Source organism: Pseudolabrys sp., from assembly GCF_035943735.1.
GTDB lineage: Bacteria > Pseudomonadota > Alphaproteobacteria > Rhizobiales > Xanthobacteraceae > Pseudolabrys.
The window spans coordinates 174,334-199,176 of record NZ_DASZBV010000027.1 but is presented as its reverse complement, the minus strand read 5'-3'; the positions used below and the strand labels follow the sequence as shown (position 1 = coordinate 199,176).

Sequence of the window (24,843 nt, the reverse complement as noted above, 5' to 3'; positions counted from 1 at the left end):
CCCGCTACTTTTTCGCCAGGGGGACCCCCGAATGGCGAAAACGCCCACCGACACACCTTACGATCTTGGTCTCGACCGCAACCCGGCCAATCACCAGCCGCTGACGCCGCTCGGCTTCCTCGCGCGCGCGGCGGGTGTGTTCCCGCAGCACACGGCGATCGTCCACGGACGGCTGCGGCGCACCTACGCCGACTTCTACGCGCGCGCCCGCCAGCTTGCCTCGGCGCTCGAGAAGCGCGGCATCGGGCGCGGCGACACCGTCTCGGTGATGCTGGCCAACACGCCGGCCATGCTGGAATGCCATTACGGCGTCCCGATGTGCCGGGCGGTGCTCAACACGCTCAACACCCGGCTCGACGCCGCCATCATCGCCTTTTCGCTCGACCACGCCGAGGCGAAGGTCGTCATCATCGACCGCGAATTTGCGACGGTGATGAAGGAGGCTTTGTCGCTCTGCAGGGTGAAGCCGCTGGTCATCGACTACGACGATCCCGAATACGCGGGCGCCGGCGAGCGGCTGGGCTCGATCGAATACGAGACCTTTATCGCCGACGGCGATCCCGGTTACGCCTGGAAGATGCCGGACGACGAGTGGGACGCGATCACGCTCAACTACACGAGCGGCACCACCGGCGACCCGAAGGGCGTCGTCTATCATCACCGCGGCGCGCATCTGCTCGCGGTCGGCAACGTCGTCACCTGCGCGATGGGCAAGCATCCCGTGTATCTGTGGACGCTGCCGATGTTCCACTGCAACGGCTGGTGCTTCCCGTGGTCGCTGTCGGTCGTCGCCGGCACGCATGTCTGCCTGCGCGCGGTGCGGGCGGCGGCGATGTACGATGCCATCGCCACGCACAAGGTAACGCATCTCTGCGGCGCGCCGATCGTCATGGCGACCTTGCTCAACGCGCCGGAGGCCGAGAAGAAGCCGCTGCCGCATGGCGTCGAGTTCTTCACCGCCGCGGCGCCGCCGCCGGAAGCGGTGCTCGCTGCGATGAAGGAAGCCGGCTTCAACGTCACGCATCTCTACGGGCTGACCGAATGCTACGGCCCGGCCGTGGTCAATGACTGGCACAAGGAATGGGACGCGCTGCCCCTCGCCGAGCAGGCGATGAAGAAGGCGCGCCAGGGCGTGCGTTACGGCGCGCTGGAAGGGCTCGACGTCCTCGATCCCGAGACGATGATCCCGGTCGCGCGCGACGGCGAGACGCTCGGTGAAGTGATGATGCGCGGCAACGTGGTGATGAAGGGCTATCTCAAGAACAGGAGGTCGACCGACGCGGCCTTTGCCGGCGGCTGGTTCCACACCGGCGATCTCGGCGTTATGCACCCCGACGGCTACATCCAGCTCAAGGACCGCTCCAAGGACATCATCATCTCCGGCGGCGAGAACATCTCCTCCATCGAAGTCGAAGACGCGCTGTACAAGCATCCGGCGGTGATGGCCGTCGCGGTCGTCGCCAAGCCCGACGACAAATGGGGTGAGACGCCCTGCGCCTTCGTCGAGCTCAAGGTCGGCATGAGCGCGACGCCGGACGAGCTGGTGCAGTGGTGCAGGAAGCACCTCGCCGGCTACAAGGTGCCACGCACGATCGTCTTCGCGGACATCCCGAAGACGAGCACGGGGAAGATCCAGAAGTTCAAGCTGCGCGAGATGGCGAAGGCGGTGTGATGCCTAGAACACGTACGATAGTTTTGGTCTCATGCGTAAAAAGCAAGCGCACTCGCACGTCGAAGGCGAAGGACCTCTACGAATCCACCCTATTCAAGGCTCAACGGGCTTTTGCAGAAACATTCGGAGATCGATGGTTCATTTTGTCCGCTAAATATGGGCTAGTCGATCCAGAACGTGAGATAGAGCCCTACGAAGAAACGCTGAAGGGAGCTCCAGTCGGACGGAAGCGAAAGTGGTCTACAGAAGTTTTTGCGCAGCTTAAGCCGCTGATCAAAGACGGCGACAACGTCATCGTGACGGCCGGCGAAGATTATTGCCGTTACCTTGTCCCTATGATCCGCTCACTTGGCAACGAGGTCACGCGACCTGTCCAAGGCCTTAGTATGGGATTCATTCCGGGCCGTCTCTACAATCTGATCGAGTCTGGGATCGGGATTGATCCCAGTATCGAATTGGAGCAGCAATCTAGGAAACAGCGAACACTTGCACCTTCAGCTCCAAATCGGAGCGCGTCAAACGCACCAAGTCGAAAAATCGACGCATTCTATTCATGTATTGAGCGATTAAGTCGAATAACCGGCGGACCACAATATTTCCAAGCGATTAGTTCGTCGACGACCCCCAAACGCGGCGTCTATTTCGTCTTCGAAGATGGCGAACTCCGTGCCGACAGAGGCGCTCAACGTGTTGTTCGAATCGGAACTCATGGCTTGCACGCAGGATCGAAAAGCTCGCTCTACGGGCGCCTACGGAACCACAAAGGCACGGCTGCCGGCTCTGGCAACCATCGCGGCTCTGTTTTTCGACTACATATCGGAAAGGCCATAATGAAGCGAGATTCCATCGCCTGCCCGACTTGGGCAAGAAAATCGAGCGCGCCTCCCGAAGTCGTCGCAATTGAGCAGCCACTTGAGCAGAAGGTGAGCGACTATATTAGAAGGATGAAGGTGCTTCTGCTGAACATCGCTGACGAGCCAGGACCTGAAAGCCTCAGGGGATTCATCGAACGAAATTCGATTGGCCTCCTTGCCGCGCAGGAACCAGCATCCAAGGATTGGCTTGGTTTCGATACCGACAATGCAGCAATCGTCAAGTCTCACCTCTGGAATGTGAATCACGTCGATTATGAAGTCGATTCCGATTTCTTCGATTGTCTATCTCGTCTCATAGCAGAGCAAGAGCGTCTTGGGCTCCTGAGCTCCGGACTCGCTGAGAGACGACAATTTCAAGGGTGACGATGCGCGGCCAAGCTAAAAAAAGGCACTCTCCAGTCAATCCGGAAGACATGTTGAAAAACCTGGCCGGACTGACCGGGGCAAAGAGAAATACGCCTGTCGGATCCTTGCCCACTATTCCGTGGGACCCCAAAGCCGAACAGGCCTTGAAGGGATTTTATGACCTGCGAGCGCTTGCCCTGCGCTTTCTCGACACCGAATTTGTGACGGCGATCCGGCCGGTGCATACCGAGCAAGCCTATATGTTCGATGCAGGGCTCGATGCCATGGGCTATGTGGCCTTTGCCTCGAGCGAATACGCAAACTATCCCGGCATCCAAAACAATCTTCAAGCGCTGCAGGGATATCTCCTTAAAACGTCGAATCTGCAGATCATGCAGTACGATCTGGCCGCCTTTCTCGTGGTCTTGCGCGCCGCACGCGAGACGCTGCCTGGATTGGCCGTCAAAACGCAGGATCTGGAGCCGCTGTTGACCGAAGAGCGGATCTTTCAATTTTCCGGGAAAAGACAGTCTGAATTCGCCAGGATCATTCGCGGCCTTTTCAACAAGCGGCAACAGTTCGCACGATTCTTTCATCCGCTGAGCGAGCTGAATGAAGCGGTGGCAGCTTTTTTCCCACTGCTTCAGCACGACCCTGACAAGACCATTTTGAATTATCGCGCGCTGATGGAAAGAATTAGCGCCGCGTCGAAAAATGCAGGCGCCGGTGCAATAAAGGCGCCGCCGGCATCGGATAAAAAGTCGGCAAGCAGGCACAAGCGCTCTGCGCCGCGCAAAAAGCGCCATGCAAACGGCGAGGTTCCCAATCTCGATTATTATCTTCCGGTGGCCGCCGCCGTCACGGATCGCGTTACACGTCCAGATCAATTCGTCAGCTGGCCTATCGTGCCCGCCACGATCAAGGACCTCTATCTTCAGCACGCGCGGGAGCTAACCAGGACGCAGCGGGCATGGGAGCAGTACGCCAAGGAAACGTGGCCCGCCAAGTCCGCCATGCGCTGGCAGATTGCCGATGAAGGGGGCAGCCGGCCGCTTCACCTCACCCAAACCGTCATCGATCCCTTCGGCCAGCCTCTGGAGGTAAAGCTGATCGAGGAGGCGCAACAGGAGCGCCAGACCGAAGCGATCTTCCTGTTCAATTTGTCGGTCTCGATGCAGGAGGATGATCGCTCTCTCTTGAGCTTCATGGTGGCCGACCGCTTCAGCGAGCTTTTGACCCGCGGCGGAATCCCAACCGAAATTATCGGTCATACGACGACCGGTGAGGCTATCCCGCGGGTTACGGGGCGCAACCGCTCCATGCTTTACCTGCTCTTCAAGACACGCGAAGAGCCGCACAATCTGCTGACGGTGCAACGCCTGTGCAGCGTTCTCGATACGCAGATGCATTATTTGAGCTACGACGGCGAAGCCATGATGTGGACCTATGACCGGCTGAAAAACAGCCCGGCCAAGCATCGCTTGCTGTTCGTGGTGACCGACGGCGACATCAGCGGAACGTATATCAACAAGAAAAATAAGGAGCTCCGCAACGCCACTACGAATTATTTTCGCGATGTCGTCGCCCTGATGGAAGCCGAGAAACGCGTCGACGTTATTGGCGTGCCGATCAAGGCGGACCTCGACGGCATTTTCAGCCGTTCGGTTCGAATAGATTCGATAGAGGACATTTACAAAAAGCTCAGTCCGTATGTCTTAAAAATTCTGCGCGAATTCAACAACGACGAAGGAGAGGCCGCCAAGGCCCGGCGCTTGAGAATGGTGGCGCACCGGAAAGCCAGAGTGGCAGGTCGAGGACTTACGTAGCCTTCGGCCACACGCATCGTGAAGCCACATGGAGCCTTGCGGGATGGCGCTCGGGTCGGGCCTTGGCCCCTGGCCGAACCGTCAAGACCAGGGTGTCTGCACTATTGTCCGTGCGCCTCGCGCGCGCCCTCGTTCATCATCTGATCGACGAGCCTTTGGTGGCTTTGCGACTCGCTGGCCTGCTGGTTGGCCAATCGCTTCCGGCAATCGTCGTAGCCAGGAGAGCCGGGCGCGCCGGACGGCCGGCAGGCCGCGTCATCGGACGCCACTCTGTCCCGCGCCGACGCCGCCAGGTTCGCGCTCCGCATGTCGTCGTATTGCGCGCAGCCGACGAGGGACGTCAGGAGCACGAGCATCGCTGCAAACCGCATGACCAATCCCTCCCGGCAATAGGCCGCAGCGACTTACCTGCACCTGCCGCTGCAAATACGCAAACGTGCCGCGAACCTTTCTCGAACAATAAGGCGAGAATCGGAGCGCCTCCCGTCGGGGGCCGGCACACCGACTTGAAGGCATCCCGTCGCCGGGTGACAATCCGCGCCTGAAAAACAAAATACCAGGGGAGGACATGCGATGCTCACGAAACGGGTGTTTCTGGCCGGCGCGGCCGCAGTGGCTGCCGGCGCGGTCATGCAAGGAGCGGCGGCCGAAGCCGCGTACCCGACCCGGACCATCCGCATCATCGTCGGTTACGCCGCCGGCGGCGGCGTCGACATCGTCGCCCGCCTGCTCGGCGATCCCATGAGCAAGGCGTTCCACCAGACCATCATTGTCGAGAACCGGCCCGGCGCCAGCGCCATGATCGCATCGAACGCGGTGGCGAAGGCCGAGCCCGACGGCTACACGCTGCTGGCGGCGGCGTCCGGCGAGGTCGCCATCAACCAGCACATCTTCAAGACGATGACCTACGATCCCGACAAGGATCTGGTGCCGTTCGCGTTGGTCGGCATCGTGCCCTGCGTCGTCGTCGTGGCCGACAAGACGCCGGTGCACAATCCGAAAGAACTCATCGCCTACGCGCGCGCCAATCCCGGCAAGCTGTCGTTCTCGTCGTCCGGCGTCGGCAATCCGCAGCAGCTCGCCGGCGAGCTGATGAATTCGATGGCCGGCATCAAGGTGCTGCACGTGCCCTATCGCGGCTCCGCTCCGGCCGTCACCGACGTGGCGGCCGGCGTCGTGACCATGAGCTTCTCGAGCCTCGCCGCGGCGCTGCCGCTGATCAAAGGCGGCAAGCTGCGCGCGGTCGCGGTCACGTCAAAAGAGCGCATGCCGCAACTGCCCGATGTCGAGCCGCTCAGCGCCGGCGATCCGAAGCTCAAGGGCTACGAGCTGCTGAACTGGTTCGGCATGTTCGCGCCGGCGAAGACGCCGCCGGCCGTGCTCGAGACGCTCAACCGGGCCGCCAATGCCGGCCTCGAGGACAAGGTGCTTGCCGACAAACTGATGGTGCAGGGCATCGTGCCGCGGCCGCTGGGGCTCAAGGAGGTCGAAGCCTTCGTGCGCTCGGAAAGCGCGAAGTTCGCCATGATCGCCAAACAGGCGAACATCCAGGTCGCGAACTGAGCGGCGGCACGAGCGCGCAGGCGTCAGGTCCCGGCCTTCGCCAGCGAGCGCCTGAGCGACTCCAGCCAGCCGGCGAAGGCGTCGCGCAACGATGTCACGCGCGCGTCGTGGTCCCCGGGTTGGCAGTCGAAGGTCGCGAACCACTCGACGAAGGCGCGGTCGCCGTCGACCACCGGGGTGACGCGGAGCGTCGCCTGGAAGTTCGTGACCGGCAGCGGACTATCGCCGGCGAATTCGTAGGTCTGCGACCGCTCGATGTCGGACAGCGCCAGCAGCCGCTGCCGGCGCCGCGCGCCGTTGTAGAGCACGTTGCGCACGCAGCCGACGGCGTCGCCGCTGCGGCCGTCCTCGATGACGCTTTGGCCGGCGCCGTCGACCCAGACCGGGTAGTTGTTGAAATCGCGGATGACGCCCCAGACGGCGTCGGCCGGCCGGGTGAAGATGGTGCTGTAATAAGCCTTGGCCATGGGTAAGCTCCTTGCGCGATCACATGGCGCGCGCGAGGCGTCGCGGCCACCCGTTTCCTGAAGGCGCATTCCATGCCCGACATCATCGTCAGCGACGACGGCGCGGTCCGTACCCTGCGCATGAACCGGCCGGAGAAGAAGAACGCGCTGACGCTTTCGATGTACGAGGGGATGGCCGAGGCGATCGAGGGCGCGGCGGCGCGCGACGACCTGCGCTGCCTGCTGATCACGGGGCACGAAACCGGCTTCTGCGCCGGCAACGACATCGGTGATTTCGTCGAGATGACGACGAGCGGCGCGCTCGGGGCGCCGATCCTGCGCTTCCTGCACGCGCTCAACCGTTCGGAGAAGCCGCTGGTCGCCGCGGTCGCCGGCCGCGCCGTCGGCGTCGGCACCACCATGCTCCTGCATTGCGATCACGTCGTCGCGGCGGAGGATGCGGTGCTGTCGACGCCCTTCGTCGCACTCGGGCTGGTGCCGGAGGCGGCGTCGAGCCTGATCGCGCCGCGCCTGATGGGTCACGCGCGCGCGTTCGAACTGCTGGTGATGGGACGGCCGCTCACCGCGACCGCAGCGAAAGCGGCCGGCATCGTCAATACCGTGGTGGCGGCGGCGGAGTTGGAGAGCGCCGCGCTCGCCGCCGCGCGCGAGATCGCGGCGCTGCCGCCGCATGCAGTCGCCGCCTCACGCCGGCTGATGCGCGGTGCACAGGCGCAGATCGACGGCCATATCGAGGCCGAGGCGGAAGCCTTCCGCAAACGCCTCGTCTCGCCGGAGGCGAAGGCCGCCTTTGCCGCCTTCCTCAACAAGAAGAAATAACGCTCAGCGCCACAGACCTGCCTGGTGCAGCAGCCAGAGCGAGCCGGCGATCGACAGGACGAGGATGGAAAAGCCGATCGGCGAGCCCCAGCCGTACCAGCTCAGCGCCTTGTCGGCGTAGGGATCGATCTTCTGCTCGTTGTGCAGCGTGTCGGCGCTCATGACGGACTCCTCTTACTGACGGACCTGGAAGTGTTGTCGTGCTGCTGCGCGCAGGCGGCCTGGACGCTGCGCCAGACCTCGACGGGGCCCCAGCCCTCCTCGACGATGCGGCGCACGAGATCGTTCACGAAGGCGAGCTCGGCGCGCACCATCGCCAAGTGGTACTCGCTCTCGACGGTGAACAGCGGCGGAAACCTCTGTCCGGCGAGCCCCGGCGGGATATCCTGTCCGCCGGCGACGGCATCGATCGTTTGGTGCGACAGTTCGCCGAGCTGCGCTTCCATCTTCCAGATCGTGCCGCTGAGCTCGAGCGCACGCGCGCGCAGCAGCAAAACCGCCTCGTCCGGCGGCAGCACCGGCAGCAGCGACAGCGCCGCCTCAAATTGCGGATACTCCTTGGCCGGCGCGCGCAGCAGGTCGCGCATCCAGTCGCGCAATTCGTCGAGGCCGGACGGCGTCAGCGTGTAGACGGTGCGCTCGGGGCGGCGGCCTTCCCGCTCGCTCTCGCGCGCCGCGATCAGACCGCGCGCGGCGAGCGCGTCGATCACCGTGTAGAGCGAGCCGTAGCGGAGCTTGATGCTCTCGTGCTTGTGCCGCGTCTTCAGCGTCGATGCCATCTCGTAAGGGTGCATCGGCCGTTCGAACAGCAGCGCGAGCACAGCAAGCGCCAAGGGATTGGAGGGTCGGGTCGAGGTCATAGGATCACCGTATATTCGTATACGTATATACGGTAACGGATAATCACCGTCAAGGCCTGGCCGCCCCCACAACGACAAAGGCCGGACCTTGCGGCCCGGCCTTCGTGAAATCGGATTGGAGGCGGCGGCGGTCAGCGGCCGTCGCGGTAATACGGATTGAACATGTTGCTCGGATTGTAGTTGCGCACGTCCGAGCCGGAGCCGAACTGCAGCGTCGTATTGCCGTTCTGGATCGTGGTCTTGCCGTCGCTATTGCTGTTGCCGTTGCCGTTGCCGTTCTGCGAATAGCCGAAGCGTGAGTCGGGATCGACGATCGACGACTGCCCGCCGGTGACGCCCTGCGCGCTATCGAATTGGAAGGCGTGCGCCGCCGAGGCCAGCATCAGCGCCAGTCCGGAGGCCGCGGCGACCGCCAGTGCACGCCGGCGGAGCGAGTCGGAACGGGTCATGGGTAACCCCCCAATGGCTGTTCGAAGCAGGCCGAAACTGTCGGCCGAGAATAGGGCGCGACTGCGGCGGGCGCCAGCCCTCCCCGCCTCACTCCACCTTGAGGCCGAGCTTGTGCACCAGCCCGCCCCACTTCTTCTCTTCCTTGTCGATGTCGGCCGCGTATTCGGCCGGCGTCGAGGTAAGCGGATCGCCACCTTCGAAATGGATGCGCTTCTGCACCTCCGGATCGTCGACCGCCTTGCGTACCGCAGCGCTGAGCTTGTCGACGATTGGCGCCGGCGTGCCGTACGGCGCCAGCAGGCCGTAATGCAGGACCGCCTCGAAGCCCGGCATGCCCGACTCGTCGAAGGTTGGCACGTCCGGCAGCAGCGAGAAGCGTTTCTTGCTGGTGACGGCGATGGCGCGCAGCGTGCCGGCCTTCAGATTGCCGAGCGCCGGCGGCAGCACGCCGAAGGCCATCGGCACCTGGCCACCGAGGAGATCGGTCATGACCGGCGCCGTGCCCTTGTACGGAATGACGGCGACCTTGATGTCGGCTTCGGATTTGAACAATTCGGCGCACATGTAGCCGCCGGTGCCCATGGCTGAGGTGCCGAGATTGAGCTTGCCCGGCTCCTTCTTGGCCATCGCGATCACGTCGGCGACGGTCTTGGCCGGGAACGACGGATTGGCGAGCAGCGCCACCGGCATCGAGGCGACGAGGCCGATCGGCGCGAAGTCCTTGCGCGGGTCGATGTCGAGCTTGGGATAGAGGCTCGGGTTGATCGAGATGGTGCCGGTGTGACCGAGCAGCAGCGTGTAGCCATCCGGCGCCGCGCGCGCGACGAAGCGCGTGCCGACAGTGCCACCGGCGCCGCCGCGGTTCTCGACGATCACCTGCTGATGGAAGGCCTCCGACAGCTTCTGCGCCATCACCCGCGCCATGGCGTCGACGCCGCCGCCGGGCGGATAAGGCACCACCAAGGTGATCTTGCGCGTGGGATAATCGTCGGCGCGCGCCGCACTGCCGCCGATCGCCGCGCTGGCGAGCAGCAAAACCAGCCCCAGAACTCTCATCGTCTTGCGCATTGCAGTTTCCTCCGTCGCCTTGCCGCTTGTCGATTGCGTACTGTTGATTGCATCTGCCCGTTGCGCGGCACTGCACGGGCCGCGCAAGATAGAGGCGCGGCGGCCGATTGCCTAATTGGCCGTGCGGATAGCCGCTATTCTTCGGCTGAATTGCTGCGGTGCCGGCACGCGCGCCGCAAGGCGCAATTGCGCGGGGTAAAAAATACAAAACCGCCGCCTCGCGGCTGCGAGCCGGCGGTTTCCCCCTCAGAGAAGAAGTTCAGATCGGCGGTGTTAATGCACGCTGGCCAGGCCGTTATGGCGCAGCCTTTCGATCTCGTCCTTTACCGATAATTTCTTGCGTTTGAGTTCCACAATTCTCAGATCGTCAGTCGCGCGGTGCGCCAGGCAATCGTTGAGCTCAACTTCAAGAGCCCGGTGCTTCTTTTCGAGTTCCGCGAGGTGCGATTGCATCGACATGCAGAATGTCTCCTCAATCCGTGGTTCTCCCGAACATTCATAGTGTAGCGCAATCGGCGCCTTCGCGCGAGAACAAAGACGTGACCGCTGCCGCCTCGCAGGGAACCCGAAGCTGTTGGTAAAGCAACGGTTTCCGCCGCCTTGAACGGACGTGTGGAAAACGTAATACTGGTTCCAGGCGCCGGGCCGATTCCTGTTCCCGGCGGCGCTCAAACAGCGGTGGCGATGACGGACGAGGACGAACGCGCGTTGCGGGAGCAATTGGCGCGCCTGCAGCAGGAGCACCGCGATCTCGACGCCGCGATCGCCGCACTGATCGCCTCGCCGGGCGCCGACGTAATCCAGGTGCAGCGGCTGAAGAAGCGCAAGCTGGTGCTGCGCGACAAGATCCGCGCTGTCGAAGATCAGCTGACGCCGGATATCATCGCTTAGTCGCTTGCTTCCCTCTCCCCGTTCTGCACGGGGAGAGGGAAGCAAGCGCCTGAAAGACGCGAGCCGGGTGAGGGGCTGTGCACGGCCCCTCACCCGGCTTTCTCGTTTCGCTCGAAAGCCGACCTCTCCCCGCGCATGCGGGGAGAGGTGAAAGAACTAGCCGCGCCGCTCGCGCTTGCGCGTGTACATCGCCTTGTCGGCGGCGCCGATCATCTGCACCGGGGTGAGCGCCGGATCGAGCGCGACGACGCCGGCGCTGGCGCCGCAGCCGAGCGTGGCGCCGTTGTAGGACAGCGCCACCTTCTCGACCGTCAATTCGAGACTGCGCGCCTTGGCCGCAGCTTGCGGCGGCTGCGCGTTCCACAGGATGGCGCCGAATTCGTCGCCGCCGAGCCGACCGACCACGTCGGAGGCACGCAGGTTGCGCACGAGGTTGCCGGCCACCGCCCTGAGCAGCGCGTCGCCGGCGGCATGGCCGTGCTGGTCGTTGACCGACTTGAAGCCGTCGAGGTCGACGAACATCAGCGCCGCCGGCGTACCGTAACGCTTGACGAAGGCGAGCGCGCGGCCGAGCTCACGCTCAAAGCCGCGGCGGTTAAGCACGTCGAGCATGGAGTCGACGTCGGCGCGCTCCTCCATCTCGGCGATCTGCCATTCGGCCCGGATCAGCGCCTCGCGCAGCCGCACAATCTCGGCGCGCAATTCGTCCGCGCTCATGGCATCGATTCTGGCCTGTTCGGCAGCAGCGTCTGCGTCCACCCTGACGTCCTCGCGAATCTCCAAACGTGTTCCGAGAATACCCGTTTCGCCTTGCCAGCGCAGGGTTCATTCCTATAATGCGCCGCTTCCTTCCGCCCGGGACGGCGGATTTCGGAGGCGAAATGCCAGCAAAGCCGGTCGCGATCATCATGGGCAGCCAGTCCGACTGGGCCACGATGAAGCATGCCGCCGAGACGCTGGATGCGCTGGCGATCGGCTATGACGCGCGCATCGTCTCCGCCCACCGCACGCCCAAGCGCCTCTACGAGTTCGCCCATGCGGCGAAGGCCCAGGGCTTCAAGGTGATCATCGCCGGCGCCGGCGGCGCCGCGCATCTGCCGGGCATGGCGGCGGCGATGACGCCGCTGCCGGTGCTCGGCGTGCCGATGAATACGCACGCGCTCGAAGGCAAGGATTCGCTGTTGTCGATCATGCAGATGCCCGGCGGCATCCCGGTGGGGACATTGGCCATCGGCAAGCCGGGCGCGATCAACGCCGCTTTGCTCGCCGCCGCCATCCTCGCTTTGTCCGATGCCAAGGTCGCCAAACGTCTCGAGGAGTGGCGCGCCAGGCAGACCAAGGCGGTCGCCAAGCGGCCGAAAGACTGATGCCGTCCCCACTCAAGCCCGGCGCCACCATCGGCATCCTCGGCGGCGGCCAGCTCGCGCGCATGCTGGCGCTCGCCGCCGCGCCGCTCGGCCTGCGCTGCCACGTCTACACGCCGGAGAAGGACTCCTGCGCGCTCGACGTGGTGCACGCCGACACGATCGGCGACTACGAAGATGAGGCGGCGCTGGCGCGCTTCGCCGAGGCGGTCGACGTCGTCACCTACGAGTTCGAGAATGTGCCGGCAAAGACGGCCGCCTATTTGTCGAAGCGACGCCCGGTGCTGCCCGATCCGAAGGTGCTGGAGACGACGCAGGACCGGCTGATCGAGAAGAACTTCATCAGCGCGCTGAAGATCGCCACCGCGCCTTACGCACCGGTGCATTCGGCGACGCAGCTCGCCGACGGGCTGGCCAAGGTCGGCGTGCCGGCGGTCTTGAAGACGCGCACGCTCGGTTACGACGGCAAGGGCCAGGAGAAGATCGCCGCGAGCAGCGAAGGCCTGCCGGCCTGGCGCAGGCTCAAGCAGGTGCCCTGCATCCTCGAGGGATTCGTCAATTTCCAGCGCGAGGTTTCGGTGATCGCCGCGCGCTCCGCCGACGGCCACGTCGAATGCTTCGAGGTGACCGAGAACGAGCACCGCGAGCACATCCTGCACATCTCGCGCGTGCCGGCGAAGGTGACGCCGGCGCTGGAGGCGGAAGCGCGCCGCGTCGCGACGCGCATCGTCACCGCGTTCGACTATGTCGGCGTCATGGGCATCGAGATGTTCGTGGTGAAGAGAGGCCGCGAGCACCACGTGCTGGTCAACGAGGTGGCGCCGCGCGTCCACAATTCCGGCCACTGGACCATCGACGGCGCGACCGTGTCGCAGTTCGAGCAGCACATCCGCGCGGTGGCCGGCCTGCCATTGGCGAAGCCGAAGCGGCTGGGCGCCAAGGTCGAGATGCGCAACCTGATCGGCGACGAGATTCTCTCCGCGGGTGACTACCTGACGCAGCCGAACACGGCTGTGCACATCTACGGCAAGGGCAAACCGAGCCCGCGCCGCAAGATGGGCCACGTCACGCGCGTGTGGCCGGGGAAGTAGCGGCCCGAACCTTCGTTCCATGGAGCATGCGATGCCGAAACTGCGTGTCATGAGCTTTTCCCTGTCGCTCGACGGCTTCGGCGCCGGGCCGGAGCAGAGCCTCGACAATCCGCTCGGCCTCGGCGGCATGGGCCTGCATCAATGGGCCTTCGCCACGCGCACGTTCCGCACGATGTTCGGGCAGGACGGCGGCTCGACCGGCATCGACGATCAGTTTGCGGCACGCGGCTTCGAGAATGTCGGCGCCTGGATCCTCGGCCGCAACATGTTCGGGCCGGTGCGCGGACCGTGGCCGGACGACAGCTGGAAAGGCTGGTGGGGCGACAACCCGCCCTATCATTGCGACGTCTTTGTGCTGACGCATTATCCGCGGGCGTCGATCACGATGGCTGGCGGCACGGTGTTCCATTTCGTCACCGACGGCATTCATGCGGCGCTGAAGCGCGCCATGGACGCGGCGGGCGGCCGCGACGTCCGCGTCGGCGGCGGTGTCGCCACGATCCGGCAGTATCTGCAAGAGCGCCTCGTCGACGAGATGCACCTCGCCGTGTCGCCGGTGCTGCTCGGCCGCGGCGAGCACCTGTTCGCCGGCCTCGATCTGCTCCAACTCGGCTACCGGACGAGCGAGCACGTGCCGACAGAACTCGCGACGCACATCGTGCTGACGAAAGCCTAGGAGTCGCCCGATGGCGCTCACGCTCTACCTGCATCCGCTGTCGTCTTACTGCCACAAGGCGCTGATCGCGCTGTACGAGAACGCCACGCCGTTCGCGCCGCATGTCGTCAATCTCGGCGATCCGGACTCCGCCGCGGCGTTCAAGGCGATCTGGCCGATGGGCAAGTTTCCGGTGCTCGCCGACGCCGACCGCATCATCCCGGAATCGACCGCGATCATCGAATATCTCGCGGCGCGTCATCCAGGCCCGGTCGACCTCATCCCCGCCGGCATCGCCCTCGACGTGCGCATGCTCGACCGCTTCTACGATCTGCACGTCCATACGCACATGCAGAAGATCATCGGCGACCGCATCCGCCCGGCCGACGGCAAGGACCCGTACGGCGTCGAGCAGGCGCGCGCAGCGCTCGATACGGCGCTCGGCATTGCGGAGGCTCAGATGGCGTCGCGGCACTGGGCGGCAGGCGACGCCTTCACCATGGCCGACTGTGCCGCGGCGCCGCCGTTGTTCTATATCGACATGGTGGTCGCGCCGCTCGCGCCCCGCTACCCGCGCCTCGCCGCTTATCTCGGCCGGCTGAAGGAGCGGCCGTCCTATGCCCGCGCGCTCGCAGAGGCGGAGCCGTACCTTCAGTTCGTGCCGCGCTGATCGCCGCCGCGCCGTTCATCCTTCGGCAACCCTGCTGGCAATCTTATGGGGCAATCGCCCATTACTCCCGCTATAGTTGTGACGCAATTCGGAGGTGGGGGCGATGCGACAGGACCTTGGCTTGGATCGGCTGGCGTTGCCGATCGCGTTCGATCCCGCCCGTCTCGCCGCCGATCTCGCCGGCCTGCGCGCCATCGCCTGGACCGAGCACTTCGTCACCGCAGGCTACGAGGGCGACTGGAGCATCATCGCCCTGCGCCAGGCGGCCGGGGCCTCCCGGCTCGGCCTCACGGACATCTCCGACCCGGACTGCAGCGATTACGTGGAGACGGCCGCGGCGGCGGCCTGCCCCTATTTCCGACAGGTACTGCGGACTTTCGCCTGCCCGCTGCTCAGTGTCCGGCTCACCCGCCTGGGCCCCGGCTCGACCATCAAGGAACATGCCCATGATGTCGACGAGACGCGGGTGGCGCAGGTGCACATCCCCATAACCACCAATAACGACGTGGATTTCCGCATCAACGGCGGCCACTGCCCGATGCCGGCCGGTTCCGTCTGGTGGTTCCGCCTGTCCGACCCGCACAGCGTCACCAACCGGGGCCAGACCGACCGGGTGCTCATGCTCGTCGACCTCGTCATGAACGACTGGCTGGCCGCCCTTTTGACGCGGGCCGCGGGAACGGTCCCCGGCCGCGCCGCTTGACGGAAGGTCGGCCGGCGCCGCCACCGCCGGAGGCGCGGAAATGGCCCGGAACAATGGACTCCCGGCGGCTTTTCTGTTACAGCCGCCCGACTCGAAAGCCCCGCCATTGCGGCGCTTTTCGACCGCAACCCGTCCGGCCACAACTAAGGAGCAACAGTGCAGGTTCTCGTTCGCGACAACAATGTCGATCAGGCCCTGAAGGCGCTGAAGAAGAAGATGCAGCGCGAGGGCATTTTCCGCGAAATGAAGCTCCGCGGTCACTACGAAAAGCCGTCCGAGAAGAAGGCGCGTGAGAAGGCGGAAGCGATCCGCCGGGCGCGCAAGCTGGCGCGCAAGAAGATGCAGCGCGAAGGCCTTCTGCCGATGAAGCCCCGCCCGGTCGTGGGTGCAGGTGCTGGCGGTGCGGCTGGCGGCGCTGGCCGCGGTGGTCCTCGCCGCTTCGGCTGACCGCTGGCGCATTCCGCGCTGCGGATTCCGTGAGTTGGTGGCGCGGGCTGCTGTTGCCCGCGCTATTGTTTTACGAAGTGGGCGATGACTTCTGTCCGCGTCGAATGTTCGCCTCATTCGCGGGCGAATGGGAGCGGGACAGGACGTTACGGGTTGCGTTTCGATGGGCTCACCCAGCCACGTTAGCCGCCGCGCGAGGTTCGCGCTCGTCCCGCTGATGGCGCTGGCGCTCGCCGCCTGCTCCACGCTCAATCGCAACCTGTCCGCCGACTCGTCCGAGAGCGGCGACGCGCTTTACGCGAGTTCGCCCGCCAATATCGCGTCGCTCACCGCCGTCGTGCAGAACAATCCGCGCGACCCGCAGGCCTACAACATGCGCGGCACGGTGTTCGGCCAGGCCGGGCGCTACACCGAGGCGCTGACCGACTTCAACCAGGCGATCAGCATCGATCCGAACTACGCCCAGGCCTACGCCAATCGCGGCCTCGTCTATCGCGAGACCAACAAGCTCGACCTCGCGCTCGCCGACTATAACAAGGCGCTGACGATCGACCCGACTTACGCCACCGCCTATACCGGCCGCGGCATGGTCTATCGCGCGCAGGGCAATCTGCTCGCCGCGCTCAAGGACTTCAACAAGGCGATCGCCATCCGTCCCGACGACTCGCAGGCCTATTACAATCGCGGCCTGCTCTATCAGGCGCAGAACCAGCACGGCTACGCGATCGACGATTTCTCGACGGCGATCGGCCTGTCGGTGCAGCAGGCCGAGCCCTATATCGCGCGCGGCCTGAGCTACATCGCGGTCAAGGACTACAAGAACGCGGCGAGCGACCTCGACAACGCCGTCTCCATCGCGCCGCAGAGCGTGCAGGCCTGGGTCGCGCGCGGCCTCGCCTACGAGCGGCTCGGCGACAAGGAGAAGGCCGCCGGCTCCTACGCCCGCGCCATGAACATCGACACCGCCAACACGGCCGCGCGCGCCGGCTTCGACCGCGTCGGCGGCCGCGCAGGCCAGGCGTATCAGACGTTCTGAACTGCCGCGCGCTCAGCGCCCCTCGAACACGAACCGCGTGCCCACCGCCGAGTGGATGACCTTGTCGCCGAGCGCGGCGCGGGCCAGATCGTAGAAGCGGTCGCCGGTGCAGTGCGCGGTGATGAGATAGGTCGGGTCGATGGCGCGAAAGTCCTCGATCGTGCGGTTGATGTAGTCGTCACCGAGCGGCGGCACGATGTGGAAGCCACCGATCACCGCCAGCACCTTGTCGACGCCGGAGGCGGCCTGCGCCGCGCGCACCGCGTTGATGACGCCGCGATGGCTGCACGAGGTGAGCACGACGAGACCGCGGCCCTTGACGTTGTAGATCGTTGCGATCTCGTGGTCGAAATCGTCCGGGATATAGGCGCCGGTGTTCTTCTCCGCCGGCATCTTCTCGGGGAAGCAGCCGAAGCCGTTCTCGATGCCGACGATCTCGGTCGTCGGCAGCAAGGGCTTCTCGAACGACACCTGACCGATGCGGCCGGTGGTGAAGGCGTGGTCGGCGACGAGCGCCGGCTCCGAGGCCATCATCAGCGTGAGGTCGGCCTCGAGGATGGCCTTGCGGTCGAGCGCGCCGAACTGGCCGCCGGGGTTGCGGCGGATGCAGAACGTGTCCTCGCCGCCGACATAGAACGGCATCTGCTTCTTCAGCGCGCTTTTGTGTTGGGCGAAGAAGCCGGTCATGCCGCCGAAATGGTCGTAATGGCCGTGGCTCAAGACCAGCGCGTCGAACACCGCCGGGTCGATGGCGAGGACCGACAAATTGTTGTTGAGGACCTCCGGCGTATAGCCGAAATCGATGAGCACGTTGCGCTCCTCGGCCCCGGCGAAGGACTGCGCGTGCATCGCCAGGCCCCATTCGCCGTTGAGCATGTGACGCGGCGGCCGGTCCGGTTTGGTGTTGCCGCTCTTGCGCTCGATGGTGAGCCCGTCGCGCGTCTCGTTCGGCACGAACTGGATGACGATGTTGTCGGTGACGATGCGCACCGCCACCTTGTCGACCTGCGGCACGCGGCCGGCGAGCTTGGCCGCCGGCGCCGTGCGGGCACCCGCCGCCAGGGTCGAGATCAGCGCCGTGACGAAACCGGCGCCGCCGGCGCACATATGCCCGGCGAGGGCCGGATCGGCGCATTGGCAGAGATTGAACAGCATGGACGTCCCCCGAAGGCCTGCGAGGCGGCCATGGTAACGATTGCTTAGCGTTAACGAAATGCGAACCCGGCGCTGGTCATATGGGGACCGGGGGCGGCGCGCTACCGCGGGATGGACGACCGTGTTCGACACCATCATTCTGCTGGCCGGGGAGGTCGAGGCGCAGCCCGTGTCCGGCCTGCTGCGCCAGCACAACCCGCAAGTTACGGTCCTGACGCCGCAATCGCGGCACGAGCTCGAGGCGATCGCGCCGGAGACGCTGCGCCGCGCGCGGCTCATCGGCTTCCTGACCCCGGTCGTGGTGTCCGAACCGGTGCTCGCGGCGCTCGGCTACGGCGCCTACAACTTCCATCCCGGCCCGCCGGAATATCCGGGCTGGCTGCCGTCGCTGTTCGCCGTTTATGACCGAGCGACGGCCTTCGGCGCGACCGCGCATCACATGGCCGCCCAGGTCGATTCGGGTCCGATCGTCGGCGTCGAGCGCTTCGCGCTGCCGGCCGGCGCGACGGTCGAATACGTGGAGAAGCAGGCCTTCATCGAATCGGTGCGGCTGATGTGGCGGTTCGGGCCGGCTCTGGCCAAGGATCCGGCGCCGCTGCCGGCGCTGCCGGTCGCGTGGCGCGGCCGACGCAGCACGCGGGCGATGCTGCGCGGCTATTGCGACATTCCGGGCGACATCGGCCGCGACGAGCTCGACCGGCGCATCGCCGCTTTCGGCCACGCGCCGCTCGGCGACACGCCGACCATCATTGTGCATGGACATACGTTCCGCTACGTGCCGCCGGCAAGCGAGGCAGAGCCGGCCGCGCCCGCGGCTCCGCCGCCGCGGAAGGCCGTCGCTTGAGCGGCTAGAAGGCGGCGCAGACCGGCTGCGTCACGATCCCGACCGATGTCTGATGAAAGCGCTGCTTGTAGGCGTCGCTGACCGCGGCGATGGCGGCGCGCGTCGCGTTTTCATCTTTCGTCACCACGATCACCAGCTTGCTGGCCTCTCGCACCTCGCGCTTGCCGTCACGCCAGGCGCCCTGCGCATCGAGCACGGTGAGGCCGGGAAAACGCGGCGTCAGCTCCCGCGTCACGAAGCGCGCCCATTCGCGGTCGCTGACCGGCGCATGGTGGACGATGTTGCGGCCGAAATAGAATTCGACGCGCAGCATCGGTGCGAGCGGCGGCATGCAGGACTGCTGCGCCAGCGCGGGCGTGGTCATGAAGGTGAGGCCGACCGAGAGAATGAGAACGGCAATTCGCATGTCGTGAGACTAGCATGCGCGCTCCACGCCAGGTCACCGTGGCATCACCCGGCGAGATTCATCCACACAGCCTTCGGCTCGGTGAAATTCTCGATTGCCGCATCGCCGTGCTCGCGGCCGTAGCCGGAATCGCGTGCTCCGCCCCAAGGCAGCCTGATGTCGGTGTAGCCATAGGTGTTGATCCACACCGTCCCCGCTTTTACCCTCGTGGCGAACCGGTGCACGCGGCCGATGTCGCGGCTCCAGACGCCGGCGGCGAGGCTGTAGCGCGTGCCGTTCGCCTTCGTGATCGCATCGTCCTCGTCTTCGAAGCGCACGACGCTCACCACCGGCCCGAATATCTCCTCCTGCGAGATGCGCATGTCGTGATCGACGTTGGCGAACACGGTCGGGCCGACGAAGTAGCCGGGGCCATCGAGCCGCCGGCCGCCGGTGACCAGCGACGCGCCTTCGCGGACCCCGATAGCGATGTAGTCGAGCACGCGCGCCATCTGGGCCTGCGACACGATCGGCCCCATCGCAGTCGAGCGCTCGGCCGGCGAGCCGACGCGGATCGATTTCGCGCGCGCGGTAAGCCGCTCGACGACCTCGTCGTAGATTTCGGCCTGCACCAGAATGCGCGACCCGGCCGAGCAGACCTGGCCGGTATTGAAGAAGATGCCGGCGGACGCCGCCTTGACCGCCGCGTCGAGATCGGCGTCGGCAAAGATCACGTTGGCCGACTTGCCGCCGAGCTCGAGCGTGACGCGCTTCAGATTACCGGCGGCGCCGGCAAGAACCTCACGGCCGACCGCGGGCGAGCCGGTGAAGGTCACCTTGTCTATATCCGGGTGATCGACCAGCGCGCGGCCGGCGGATTTGCCGAACCCGGGAACGACATTGAGCACGCCCGGCGGCAATCCCGCCTCCAAAGCGAGATCGCCCACACGTAAAGCCGAGAGCGGGGTGATCTCCGCGGGCTTGAGCACGACCGTGCAGCCGCACGCCAGCGCCGGCGCGACTTTCCACATCCCGATCATCAGCGGGAAATTCCACGGCACGATCGCACCGACGACGCCGACCGGCTCGCGAACGGTGTAGGTCAGGGCGTCAGGGCGCGCCGGAATCACCTGTCCGTTGATCTTGTCGGCCCAGCCCGCGTAGTAGCGCAGCGTATCGATGGCGGCCGGAAGATCCTGACGCAGGACCGCCGAGATCGGCTTGCCGGCATCGCGGCTTTCCAGGGCGGCCAGTTCATCTGCGTGGAGCTCGATGAGATTCGCGAGTCGGTGAAGCACACGGCCGCGGTCGGCTGCGCGCATGTGCCCCCACGGTCCGGCGAGCGCGCGGCGCGCCGACGCAACGGCGGCATCGACATCGGCAGCGTCGGCTTCGGCGACCGCGGCAATGGGCTGTTCCGTCGCCGGGTCGATGGTTTCGAACGATCGGCCAGCGGCAGCGGCGACGTGACGGCCATCGATCAGCAGACGGTGTTGCTCCAGGGGCAAAAGATCGTTCCTTCCAATATATGAATTCGAGTGCCTATGTTCGCGCGATGCACGAATTCGCCTGCGCAGTAAAACTCGAATAAGCGCCGAGAAAAATATGTTATGCTACGCCTACGCCGCAGCAATATATATGCACGCTACGTCATAGGCTGTCATGACCCTGAACGTCGACATCGAGACCGTGTTTCGCTTCCGCAAGGACGGCGAGTCGATGTCGGTGCTGGTCAATTTCCTCAAGGACATTCGCGACACCGGCAAGCTCACGCACGCCGCGCGACACAGCGGCCTGTCGTACCGCCACGCATGGAATCTGCTGACACGGTGGTCGGAATTCTTCGGCGTCGCCCTGGTGCGGCGACACAAGGGAAAGGGCACCGCGCTGACGCCCTTTGGCGAAAAGCTGGTCTGGGCGGGACAGCGCATGGAGGCGCGGCTCGGCCCGCAGCTCGAAAACCTGTCGCAGGAGCTGGCCAGCGAGCTCGTTCCATTTCTGCCGGACAATCCGGCGGTCATCCGCGTTCACGCGAGTCACGGCTTCGCGGTTTCCAAACTGCGCGAGATCCTCAACCACACCCCAGGCATGAGCGTCGACCTGCGCTATGTCGGCAACCAGAACTCGCTCGTGTCGCTGGCGCACGATGCCTGCGACCTTGCAGGGCTGCACTTGCCGCGCGGCTCCTTGCGCCGCGAGAGCGCCGCCACCGCGAAGCGCTTGCTCAATCCGCGCATCCACCGCGTCGTCGGTTTCGTCTCGCGGCAGATGGGCCTGATGGTCAAGCGCGGCAATCCGCTCGACGTCGGCGCGCTGGAGGATCTGGCCAATCCCAAGCTGCGCTTCGTCAACCGCGACCCGGAGTCGGGAACGCGGCAATTGCTGGAGCAGCTATTGGCCGAGAGCGGCATCGCTCCCGCGTCGATCAACGGTTACGAGCAGATCGAGTTCACGCATGCGGCGGTCGCCGCCTATGTCGCGAGCGGCATGGCCGACGCCAGTTTCGGCGTGGAAGCGGCGGCGCGGCAATTCGGGCTCGACTTCGTCCGCCTCGTCACCGAGGACTACTACTTCGTTTGCCGGGAAGAGCTGCTCGCGACCGCGCCGATGCGGCGGCTTCTGGACATCATGCGCGGTAAGGAATTCCAGGACGCTGTCGCGGCGCTGCCGGGCTATGCCGCCGTCGACACCGGCGTCATCAAGACCATCGACGATGCGTTCGAGGGACCGCGACGCAAGCAGCCGCGCCGTCGCGCATAACCGGCTCGCCTACATCGCCTTGACGATCTGCTCCGTCATCTTCTTGGCGTCGCCGAGCAGCATCATCGTGTTGTCGCGATAGAACAGCGGGTTGTCGATGCCGGCATAGCCGGACGCGAGCGAGCGCTTGATGAAGAACACCGTGCCCGCCTTCCACACCTGCAGCACCGGCATGCCGTAGATCGGCGAGGTCTTGTCCTCTTCCGCTGCGGGGTTGGTGACGTCGTTGGCGCCGATGACGAAGGCGACGTCGGCCTGCGGAAACTCGGAGTTGATGTCCTCGAGCTCGAACACCTCGTCGTAAGGCACGTTGGCCTCGGCGAGCAGCACGTTCATATGGCCCGGCATGCGGCCGGCGACCGGATGAATGGCGTACTTCACCTCGACGCCTTCCTTCTTGAGGTGGTCGGCCATCTCGCGCAATGCATGCTGCGCCTGCGCCACCGCCATGCCGTAGCCCGGCACGATGATGACCTTGGAGGCGTTCTTCATGATGTAGGCGGCGTCCTCGGCCGAGCCGAGCTTGACCGGCCGCTGCTCCGCCGCGCCGCCCGCCGCCGCCACCTCGCCGCCGAAGCCGCCAAGGATGACTGAGATGAACGACCGGTTCATGCCCTTGCACATGATGTAGGACAGGATCGCGCCCGAGGAGCCGACCAGCGCACCGGTGATGATCAGCGCCGAGTTGCCGAGGGTGAAGCCGATGCCGGCGGCCGCCCAGCCGGAATACGAGTTGAGCATCGAGATCACGACCGGCATGTCGGCGCCGCCGATCGGAATGATGATCAGGATGCCGAAGGCGAGCGAGATCGCGACGATGGCCCAGAAATCGACCACCGTCTGATGCAGATAGAACATCACGATGAAAGCGATCAGCGCTGCCGCCAGCACGATGTTCACGACATGGCGCGCCGGCAGCATGATCGGCTTGCCGCTCATGCGGCCCGACAGCTTGAGGAACGCGATGACCGAGCCGGTGAAGGTGATGGCGCCGATCGCCACACCAAGAGACATCTCGATCAGGCTCTGCTGGTGGATGTGGCCTTCCGCGCCGATACCGAAAGCCGACGGCGCGTAGAAGGCGCCGGCGGCCACCAGCACCGCGGCCATGCCGACCAGTGAATGGAAGGCGGCGACCAGTTCCGGCATCGAGGTCATCGGCACCTTGCGCGCAATCACCGCGCCGATGCCGCCGCCGATGGCGATGCCGCCGATCACCAGGCCCCACGACAGCTGGTCGGCCGGCGGATGCGAGCCGAGCGTCGTCAGCACGGCGATGGTCATGCCGATCATGCCGAGGCGGTTGCCGCGACGGCTGGTGTCCGGCGACGACAGGCCGCGCAGTGCCTGGATGAACAGCACCCCGGCGACGAGGTAGAGCAGCGCGACGAGGTTAGGGCTCATTGCGGGCTCACTTCTTTTTCTTCTGGTACATCGCCAGCATACGCTGGGTGACCAGGAAGCCGCCGAAGATGTTGATCGAGGCGAAGATCAGCGCGACGAAACCGAGCGCCCGCGCCCAGAGCGGGCCGTGGTCGTTGCCGACCAGCGCGACGCCGACCGCGAGCAGCGCGCCGACCACGATCACCGAGGAGATGGCATTGGTCACCGACATCAGCGGCGTGTGCAGCGCCGGCGTCACCGACCAGACGACGTAGTAGCCGACGAACACCGCCAGCACGAAGATCGAGAACTCGAAGACGAAGGGGGACACCTCGGCCACGGTAAGGCCCTCCGGTTAAGCCGCCGACTTCGGCTGGAAATTCGGATGCACGACGGCGCCGTCGCGCGTCAGAACGGTCGCCTTGACGAGTTCGTCGTCCCAGTTGACCGCGAGCGTTTTCTCTTTCTTGTCGATCAGGGTCTCGACGAAGGTGAGCAGGTTCTTGGCGTAGAGGCTCGAGGCCGAGGCCGCGAGCCGGCCCGGCACATTGAGATGGCCGACGATCTTGACGCCGCCAACAACGACGACCTGCCCCGCCACTGCGCCCTCGACATTGCCGCCGCGCTCGACCGCGAGATCGACGATCACCGAGCCGGGGCGCATCGAGGCGACCATGGCCGCCGTGACCAGCCGCGGCGCCGGGCGCCCGGGGATCAAGGCGGTGGTGATGACGATATCCTGCTTCTTGATGTGCTCGGCCGTCAGCGCCGCCTGCTTCGCCTGGTATTCCTTTGACATTTCCTTGGCGTAGCCGCCGGCCGTCTGCGCGTTCTTGAACTCCTCGTCCTCGACGGCAAGGAACTTGGCGCCGAGGCTCTCCACCTGCTCCTTGGTGGCGGGGCGCACGTCGGTGGCGGTGACCACGGCGCCCATCCGGCGCGCGGTGGCGATCGCCTGCAGGCCGGCGACGCCGACGCCCATGATGAAGACCTTCGCCGCCGGCACGGTGCCGGCCGCGGTCATCATCATCGGCAGCGCGCGGCCGTATTCGGCGGCGGCGTCGACGACGGCGCGATAGCCGGCGAGGTTCGCCTGCGAGGACAGGACGTCCATCGACTGTGCGCGGGTGATCCGCGGCATCAGCTCCATGGCGACGGCGGTGACGCCGGCGTCGGCCATTGCTTTGAGCGCCGCGTCGTTGCCGTAAGGATCCATGATGGCGACGACCAACGCGCCGCGCTTGTAGTCGGCAAGCTCGGCCGGTGCCGGCCGGCGCACCTTCAGCACCAGGTCGGCATCCTTGACCGGCGCGTCGGAGATCGTGGCGCCCGCCGCCTCATAATCGGCGTCGAGGAGGCCGGACGCGTTGCCGGCGCCGCGGGCGACGACCACCTCAGCGCCGAGCGCCTTGAACTTCTTGACCGTTTCCGGCGTCGCCGCGACGCGGGGCTCGTTGCCGTCGGTCTCTCGCGCGACCGCAATCCGCATGACGACGCCCTCCCCGCCCGCAGGC

At 65.4% G+C, this 24,843-nt stretch carries 29 protein-coding genes; 15 read left to right on the top strand and 14 right to left on the bottom strand.

Going from position 1 to position 24,843, the window contains the following annotated elements; all coding sequences use genetic code 11:
* Positions 1-31: 31 nt before the first annotated feature.
* The 3 genes from VGV41_RS21460 to VGV41_RS21450 are packed head-to-tail and all read left to right on the top strand — an operon-like array spanning position 32 to position 4,718.
* Positions 32-1,672, top strand: a complete 1,641-nt coding sequence (locus VGV41_RS21460; protein ID WP_326866208.1) for an acyl-CoA synthetase — start codon at positions 32-34, stop codon at positions 1,670-1,672.
* The gene (locus tag VGV41_RS21455; RefSeq protein WP_326866207.1) at positions 1,672-2,910 is read left to right on the top strand and encodes a DUF6884 domain-containing protein; all 1,239 of its coding nucleotides are present in this window, start codon (positions 1,672-1,674) and stop codon (positions 2,908-2,910) included. Before VGV41_RS21460 ends, VGV41_RS21455 begins: the two co-directional genes overlap by 1 nt.
* Before the next feature lie 2 nt (positions 2,911-2,912).
* The gene (locus VGV41_RS21450; RefSeq protein WP_326866206.1) at positions 2,913-4,718 is read left to right on the top strand and encodes a cobaltochelatase CobT-related protein; all 1,806 of its coding nucleotides are present in this window, start codon (positions 2,913-2,915) and stop codon (positions 4,716-4,718) included.
* A 101-nt stretch (positions 4,719-4,819) separates the two neighbouring features.
* Here the strand turns inward: VGV41_RS21450 and VGV41_RS21445 are convergent, their stop codons facing one another.
* The gene (locus VGV41_RS21445) at positions 4,820-5,089 is read right to left on the bottom strand and encodes a hypothetical protein (protein WP_326866204.1); all 270 of its coding nucleotides are present in this window, start codon (positions 5,087-5,089) and stop codon (positions 4,820-4,822) included.
* Positions 5,090-5,291: 202 nt separating this feature from the next.
* On the opposite strand from VGV41_RS21445, the gene VGV41_RS21440 reads away from it, so the two are divergent.
* Entirely contained in the window at positions 5,292-6,281 is a 990-nt protein-coding gene (locus VGV41_RS21440) for a tripartite tricarboxylate transporter substrate binding protein (protein ID WP_326866203.1), read from the top strand.
* Positions 6,282-6,304: 23 nt separating this feature from the next.
* Here VGV41_RS21440 and VGV41_RS21435 read toward each other — a convergent pair whose 3' ends face one another.
* Positions 6,305-6,748 (bottom strand): SRPBCC family protein, encoded by a 444-nt coding sequence (locus VGV41_RS21435; RefSeq protein ID WP_326866202.1) that lies wholly within the window; start codon positions 6,746-6,748, stop codon positions 6,305-6,307.
* Positions 6,749-6,820: 72 nt separating this feature from the next.
* Here VGV41_RS21435 and VGV41_RS21430 point away from each other — a divergent pair, with 72 nt between their 5' ends.
* Positions 6,821-7,567, top strand: a complete 747-nt coding sequence (locus VGV41_RS21430; RefSeq protein ID WP_326866201.1) for an enoyl-CoA hydratase-related protein — start codon at positions 6,821-6,823, stop codon at positions 7,565-7,567.
* 3 nt (positions 7,568-7,570) lie between these two features.
* Here the strand turns inward: VGV41_RS21430 and VGV41_RS21425 are convergent, their stop codons facing one another.
* From VGV41_RS21425 to VGV41_RS21405, 5 genes are all read right to left on the bottom strand, one after another.
* Complete coding sequence (locus VGV41_RS21425) at positions 7,571-7,729, bottom strand: hypothetical protein (RefSeq protein WP_326866199.1); 159 nt, start codon at positions 7,727-7,729, stop codon at positions 7,571-7,573.
* The gene (locus VGV41_RS21420; RefSeq protein WP_326866198.1) at positions 7,726-8,427 is read right to left on the bottom strand and encodes a PadR family transcriptional regulator; all 702 of its coding nucleotides are present in this window, start codon (positions 8,425-8,427) and stop codon (positions 7,726-7,728) included. The genes VGV41_RS21425 and VGV41_RS21420 overlap by 4 nt, the downstream gene beginning before the upstream one ends.
* Positions 8,428-8,558: 131 nt before the next feature.
* Entirely contained in the window at positions 8,559-8,876 is a 318-nt protein-coding gene (locus VGV41_RS21415; RefSeq protein WP_326866197.1) for a hypothetical protein, read from the bottom strand.
* Between the two features lie 88 nt (positions 8,877-8,964).
* The gene (locus VGV41_RS21410; protein WP_326866194.1) at positions 8,965-9,945 is read right to left on the bottom strand and encodes a tripartite tricarboxylate transporter substrate binding protein; all 981 of its coding nucleotides are present in this window, start codon (positions 9,943-9,945) and stop codon (positions 8,965-8,967) included.
* A gap of 273 nt (positions 9,946-10,218) precedes the next feature.
* Positions 10,219-10,404 (bottom strand): YdcH family protein, encoded by a 186-nt coding sequence (locus VGV41_RS21405; protein WP_326866193.1) that lies wholly within the window; start codon positions 10,402-10,404, stop codon positions 10,219-10,221.
* A gap of 225 nt (positions 10,405-10,629) precedes the next feature.
* Here VGV41_RS21405 and VGV41_RS21400 point away from each other — a divergent pair, with 225 nt between their 5' ends.
* Positions 10,630-10,836: a YdcH family protein gene (locus tag VGV41_RS21400; RefSeq protein ID WP_326866192.1), complete on the top strand. Its 207-nt coding sequence runs from the start codon at positions 10,630-10,632 to the stop codon at positions 10,834-10,836.
* Positions 10,837-10,992: 156 nt separating this feature from the next.
* On the opposite strand, the gene VGV41_RS21395 is transcribed toward VGV41_RS21400, so the two are convergent.
* Positions 10,993-11,553 carry a GGDEF domain-containing protein gene (locus VGV41_RS21395; protein ID WP_326866191.1) on the bottom strand — a complete coding sequence of 187 codons (561 nt, stop codon included), beginning with the start codon at positions 11,551-11,553 and terminating at the stop codon, positions 10,993-10,995.
* 164 nt (positions 11,554-11,717) lie between these two features.
* Between VGV41_RS21395 and purE the strand changes: the two genes are divergently transcribed.
* From purE to VGV41_RS21360, 7 genes are all read left to right on the top strand, one after another.
* A complete protein-coding gene (gene purE / locus VGV41_RS21390; protein WP_326866190.1) occupies positions 11,718-12,203 on the top strand; it encodes a 5-(carboxyamino)imidazole ribonucleotide mutase in 486 nt (161 codons plus the stop codon).
* Entirely contained in the window at positions 12,203-13,291 is a 1,089-nt protein-coding gene (locus VGV41_RS21385; RefSeq protein WP_326866189.1) for a 5-(carboxyamino)imidazole ribonucleotide synthase, read from the top strand. The genes purE and VGV41_RS21385 overlap by 1 nt, the downstream gene beginning before the upstream one ends.
* Before the next feature lie 31 nt (positions 13,292-13,322).
* On the top strand, positions 13,323-13,967 hold the full coding sequence (locus tag VGV41_RS21380; RefSeq protein WP_326866187.1) for a dihydrofolate reductase family protein: 645 nt from the start codon (positions 13,323-13,325) through the stop codon (positions 13,965-13,967).
* 10 nt (positions 13,968-13,977) lie between these two features.
* Positions 13,978-14,616 (top strand): glutathione S-transferase family protein, encoded by a 639-nt coding sequence (locus tag VGV41_RS21375; RefSeq protein WP_326866186.1) that lies wholly within the window; start codon positions 13,978-13,980, stop codon positions 14,614-14,616.
* Between the two features lie 103 nt (positions 14,617-14,719).
* Positions 14,720-15,319, top strand: coding sequence for an aspartyl/asparaginyl beta-hydroxylase domain-containing protein (locus VGV41_RS21370; RefSeq protein ID WP_326866185.1), 600 nt, complete (start codon positions 14,720-14,722; stop codon positions 15,317-15,319).
* Positions 15,320-15,475: 156 nt separating this feature from the next.
* Entirely contained in the window at positions 15,476-15,766 is a 291-nt protein-coding gene (gene rpsU / locus VGV41_RS21365; protein ID WP_326866184.1) for a 30S ribosomal protein S21, read from the top strand.
* Between the two features lie 163 nt (positions 15,767-15,929).
* The gene (locus VGV41_RS21360) at positions 15,930-16,802 is read left to right on the top strand and encodes a tetratricopeptide repeat protein (RefSeq protein WP_326866183.1); all 873 of its coding nucleotides are present in this window, start codon (positions 15,930-15,932) and stop codon (positions 16,800-16,802) included.
* A 12-nt stretch (positions 16,803-16,814) separates the two neighbouring features.
* On the opposite strand, the gene VGV41_RS21355 is transcribed toward VGV41_RS21360, so the two are convergent.
* Complete coding sequence (locus VGV41_RS21355; RefSeq protein ID WP_326866181.1) at positions 16,815-17,957, bottom strand: MBL fold metallo-hydrolase; 1,143 nt, start codon at positions 17,955-17,957, stop codon at positions 16,815-16,817.
* 121 nt (positions 17,958-18,078) lie between these two features.
* On the opposite strand from VGV41_RS21355, the gene VGV41_RS21350 reads away from it, so the two are divergent.
* Positions 18,079-18,801 carry a methionyl-tRNA formyltransferase gene (locus VGV41_RS21350; protein ID WP_326866180.1) on the top strand — a complete coding sequence of 241 codons (723 nt, stop codon included), beginning with the start codon at positions 18,079-18,081 and terminating at the stop codon, positions 18,799-18,801.
* Between the two features lie 4 nt (positions 18,802-18,805).
* On the opposite strand, the gene VGV41_RS21345 is transcribed toward VGV41_RS21350, so the two are convergent.
* Positions 18,806-19,207 carry a DUF3574 domain-containing protein gene (locus tag VGV41_RS21345; RefSeq protein WP_326866179.1) on the bottom strand — a complete coding sequence of 134 codons (402 nt, stop codon included), beginning with the start codon at positions 19,205-19,207 and terminating at the stop codon, positions 18,806-18,808.
* Positions 19,208-19,251: 44 nt separating this feature from the next.
* The gene (locus VGV41_RS21340; RefSeq protein ID WP_326866506.1) at positions 19,252-20,712 is read right to left on the bottom strand and encodes an aldehyde dehydrogenase family protein; all 1,461 of its coding nucleotides are present in this window, start codon (positions 20,710-20,712) and stop codon (positions 19,252-19,254) included.
* A gap of 136 nt (positions 20,713-20,848) precedes the next feature.
* Between VGV41_RS21340 and VGV41_RS21335 the strand changes: the two genes are divergently transcribed.
* Positions 20,849-21,946, top strand: coding sequence for a substrate-binding domain-containing protein (locus VGV41_RS21335; protein ID WP_326866178.1), 1,098 nt, complete (start codon positions 20,849-20,851; stop codon positions 21,944-21,946).
* Positions 21,947-21,955: 9 nt separating this feature from the next.
* Here the strand turns inward: VGV41_RS21335 and VGV41_RS21330 are convergent, their stop codons facing one another.
* The 3 genes from VGV41_RS21330 to VGV41_RS21320 are packed head-to-tail and all read right to left on the bottom strand — an operon-like array spanning position 21,956 to position 24,818.
* Positions 21,956-23,350, bottom strand: a complete 1,395-nt coding sequence (locus tag VGV41_RS21330; RefSeq protein ID WP_326866177.1) for an NAD(P)(+) transhydrogenase (Re/Si-specific) subunit beta — start codon at positions 23,348-23,350, stop codon at positions 21,956-21,958.
* A 7-nt stretch (positions 23,351-23,357) separates the two neighbouring features.
* The gene (locus tag VGV41_RS21325; RefSeq protein ID WP_326866176.1) at positions 23,358-23,669 is read right to left on the bottom strand and encodes a proton-translocating transhydrogenase family protein; all 312 of its coding nucleotides are present in this window, start codon (positions 23,667-23,669) and stop codon (positions 23,358-23,360) included.
* 15 nt (positions 23,670-23,684) lie between these two features.
* Positions 23,685-24,818 (bottom strand): Re/Si-specific NAD(P)(+) transhydrogenase subunit alpha, encoded by a 1,134-nt coding sequence (locus VGV41_RS21320; protein WP_326866175.1) that lies wholly within the window; start codon positions 24,816-24,818, stop codon positions 23,685-23,687.
* Positions 24,819-24,843: the final 25 nt, after the last annotated feature.

Coding starts and splice junctions, on each gene's coding strand:
- VGV41_RS21460 (WP_326866208.1), top strand. CDS start 32: ATGGCGAAAACGCCCACCGACACACCTTACGATCTTGGTCTCGACCGC.
- VGV41_RS21455 (WP_326866207.1), top strand. CDS start 1,672: ATGCCTAGAACACGTACGATAGTTTTGGTCTCATGCGTAAAAAGCAAG.
- VGV41_RS21450 (WP_326866206.1), top strand. CDS start 2,913: ATGCGCGGCCAAGCTAAAAAAAGGCACTCTCCAGTCAATCCGGAAGAC.
- VGV41_RS21445 (WP_326866204.1), bottom strand. CDS start 5,089: ATGCGGTTTGCAGCGATGCTCGTGCTCCTGACGTCCCTCGTCGGCTGC.
- VGV41_RS21440 (WP_326866203.1), top strand. CDS start 5,292: ATGCTCACGAAACGGGTGTTTCTGGCCGGCGCGGCCGCAGTGGCTGCC.
- VGV41_RS21435 (WP_326866202.1), bottom strand. CDS start 6,748: ATGGCCAAGGCTTATTACAGCACCATCTTCACCCGGCCGGCCGACGCC.
- VGV41_RS21430 (WP_326866201.1), top strand. CDS start 6,821: ATGCCCGACATCATCGTCAGCGACGACGGCGCGGTCCGTACCCTGCGC.
- VGV41_RS21425 (WP_326866199.1), bottom strand. CDS start 7,729: ATGAGCGCCGACACGCTGCACAACGAGCAGAAGATCGATCCCTACGCC.
- VGV41_RS21420 (WP_326866198.1), bottom strand. CDS start 8,427: ATGACCTCGACCCGACCCTCCAATCCCTTGGCGCTTGCTGTGCTCGCG.
- VGV41_RS21415 (WP_326866197.1), bottom strand. CDS start 8,876: ATGACCCGTTCCGACTCGCTCCGCCGGCGTGCACTGGCGGTCGCCGCG.
- VGV41_RS21410 (WP_326866194.1), bottom strand. CDS start 9,945: ATGCGCAAGACGATGAGAGTTCTGGGGCTGGTTTTGCTGCTCGCCAGC.
- VGV41_RS21405 (WP_326866193.1), bottom strand. CDS start 10,404: ATGTCGATGCAATCGCACCTCGCGGAACTCGAAAAGAAGCACCGGGCT.
- VGV41_RS21400 (WP_326866192.1), top strand. CDS start 10,630: ATGACGGACGAGGACGAACGCGCGTTGCGGGAGCAATTGGCGCGCCTG.
- VGV41_RS21395 (WP_326866191.1), bottom strand. CDS start 11,553: ATGAGCGCGGACGAATTGCGCGCCGAGATTGTGCGGCTGCGCGAGGCG.
- purE (WP_326866190.1), top strand. CDS start 11,718: ATGCCAGCAAAGCCGGTCGCGATCATCATGGGCAGCCAGTCCGACTGG.
- VGV41_RS21385 (WP_326866189.1), top strand. CDS start 12,203: ATGCCGTCCCCACTCAAGCCCGGCGCCACCATCGGCATCCTCGGCGGC.
- VGV41_RS21380 (WP_326866187.1), top strand. CDS start 13,323: ATGCCGAAACTGCGTGTCATGAGCTTTTCCCTGTCGCTCGACGGCTTC.
- VGV41_RS21375 (WP_326866186.1), top strand. CDS start 13,978: ATGGCGCTCACGCTCTACCTGCATCCGCTGTCGTCTTACTGCCACAAG.
- VGV41_RS21370 (WP_326866185.1), top strand. CDS start 14,720: ATGCGACAGGACCTTGGCTTGGATCGGCTGGCGTTGCCGATCGCGTTC.
- VGV41_RS21360 (WP_326866183.1), top strand. CDS start 15,930: ATGGGCTCACCCAGCCACGTTAGCCGCCGCGCGAGGTTCGCGCTCGTC.
- VGV41_RS21355 (WP_326866181.1), bottom strand. CDS start 17,957: ATGCTGTTCAATCTCTGCCAATGCGCCGATCCGGCCCTCGCCGGGCAT.
- VGV41_RS21345 (WP_326866179.1), bottom strand. CDS start 19,207: ATGCGAATTGCCGTTCTCATTCTCTCGGTCGGCCTCACCTTCATGACC.
- VGV41_RS21335 (WP_326866178.1), top strand. CDS start 20,849: ATGACCCTGAACGTCGACATCGAGACCGTGTTTCGCTTCCGCAAGGAC.
- VGV41_RS21330 (WP_326866177.1), bottom strand. CDS start 23,350: ATGAGCCCTAACCTCGTCGCGCTGCTCTACCTCGTCGCCGGGGTGCTG.
- VGV41_RS21320 (WP_326866175.1), bottom strand. CDS start 24,818: ATGCGGATTGCGGTCGCGCGAGAGACCGACGGCAACGAGCCCCGCGTC.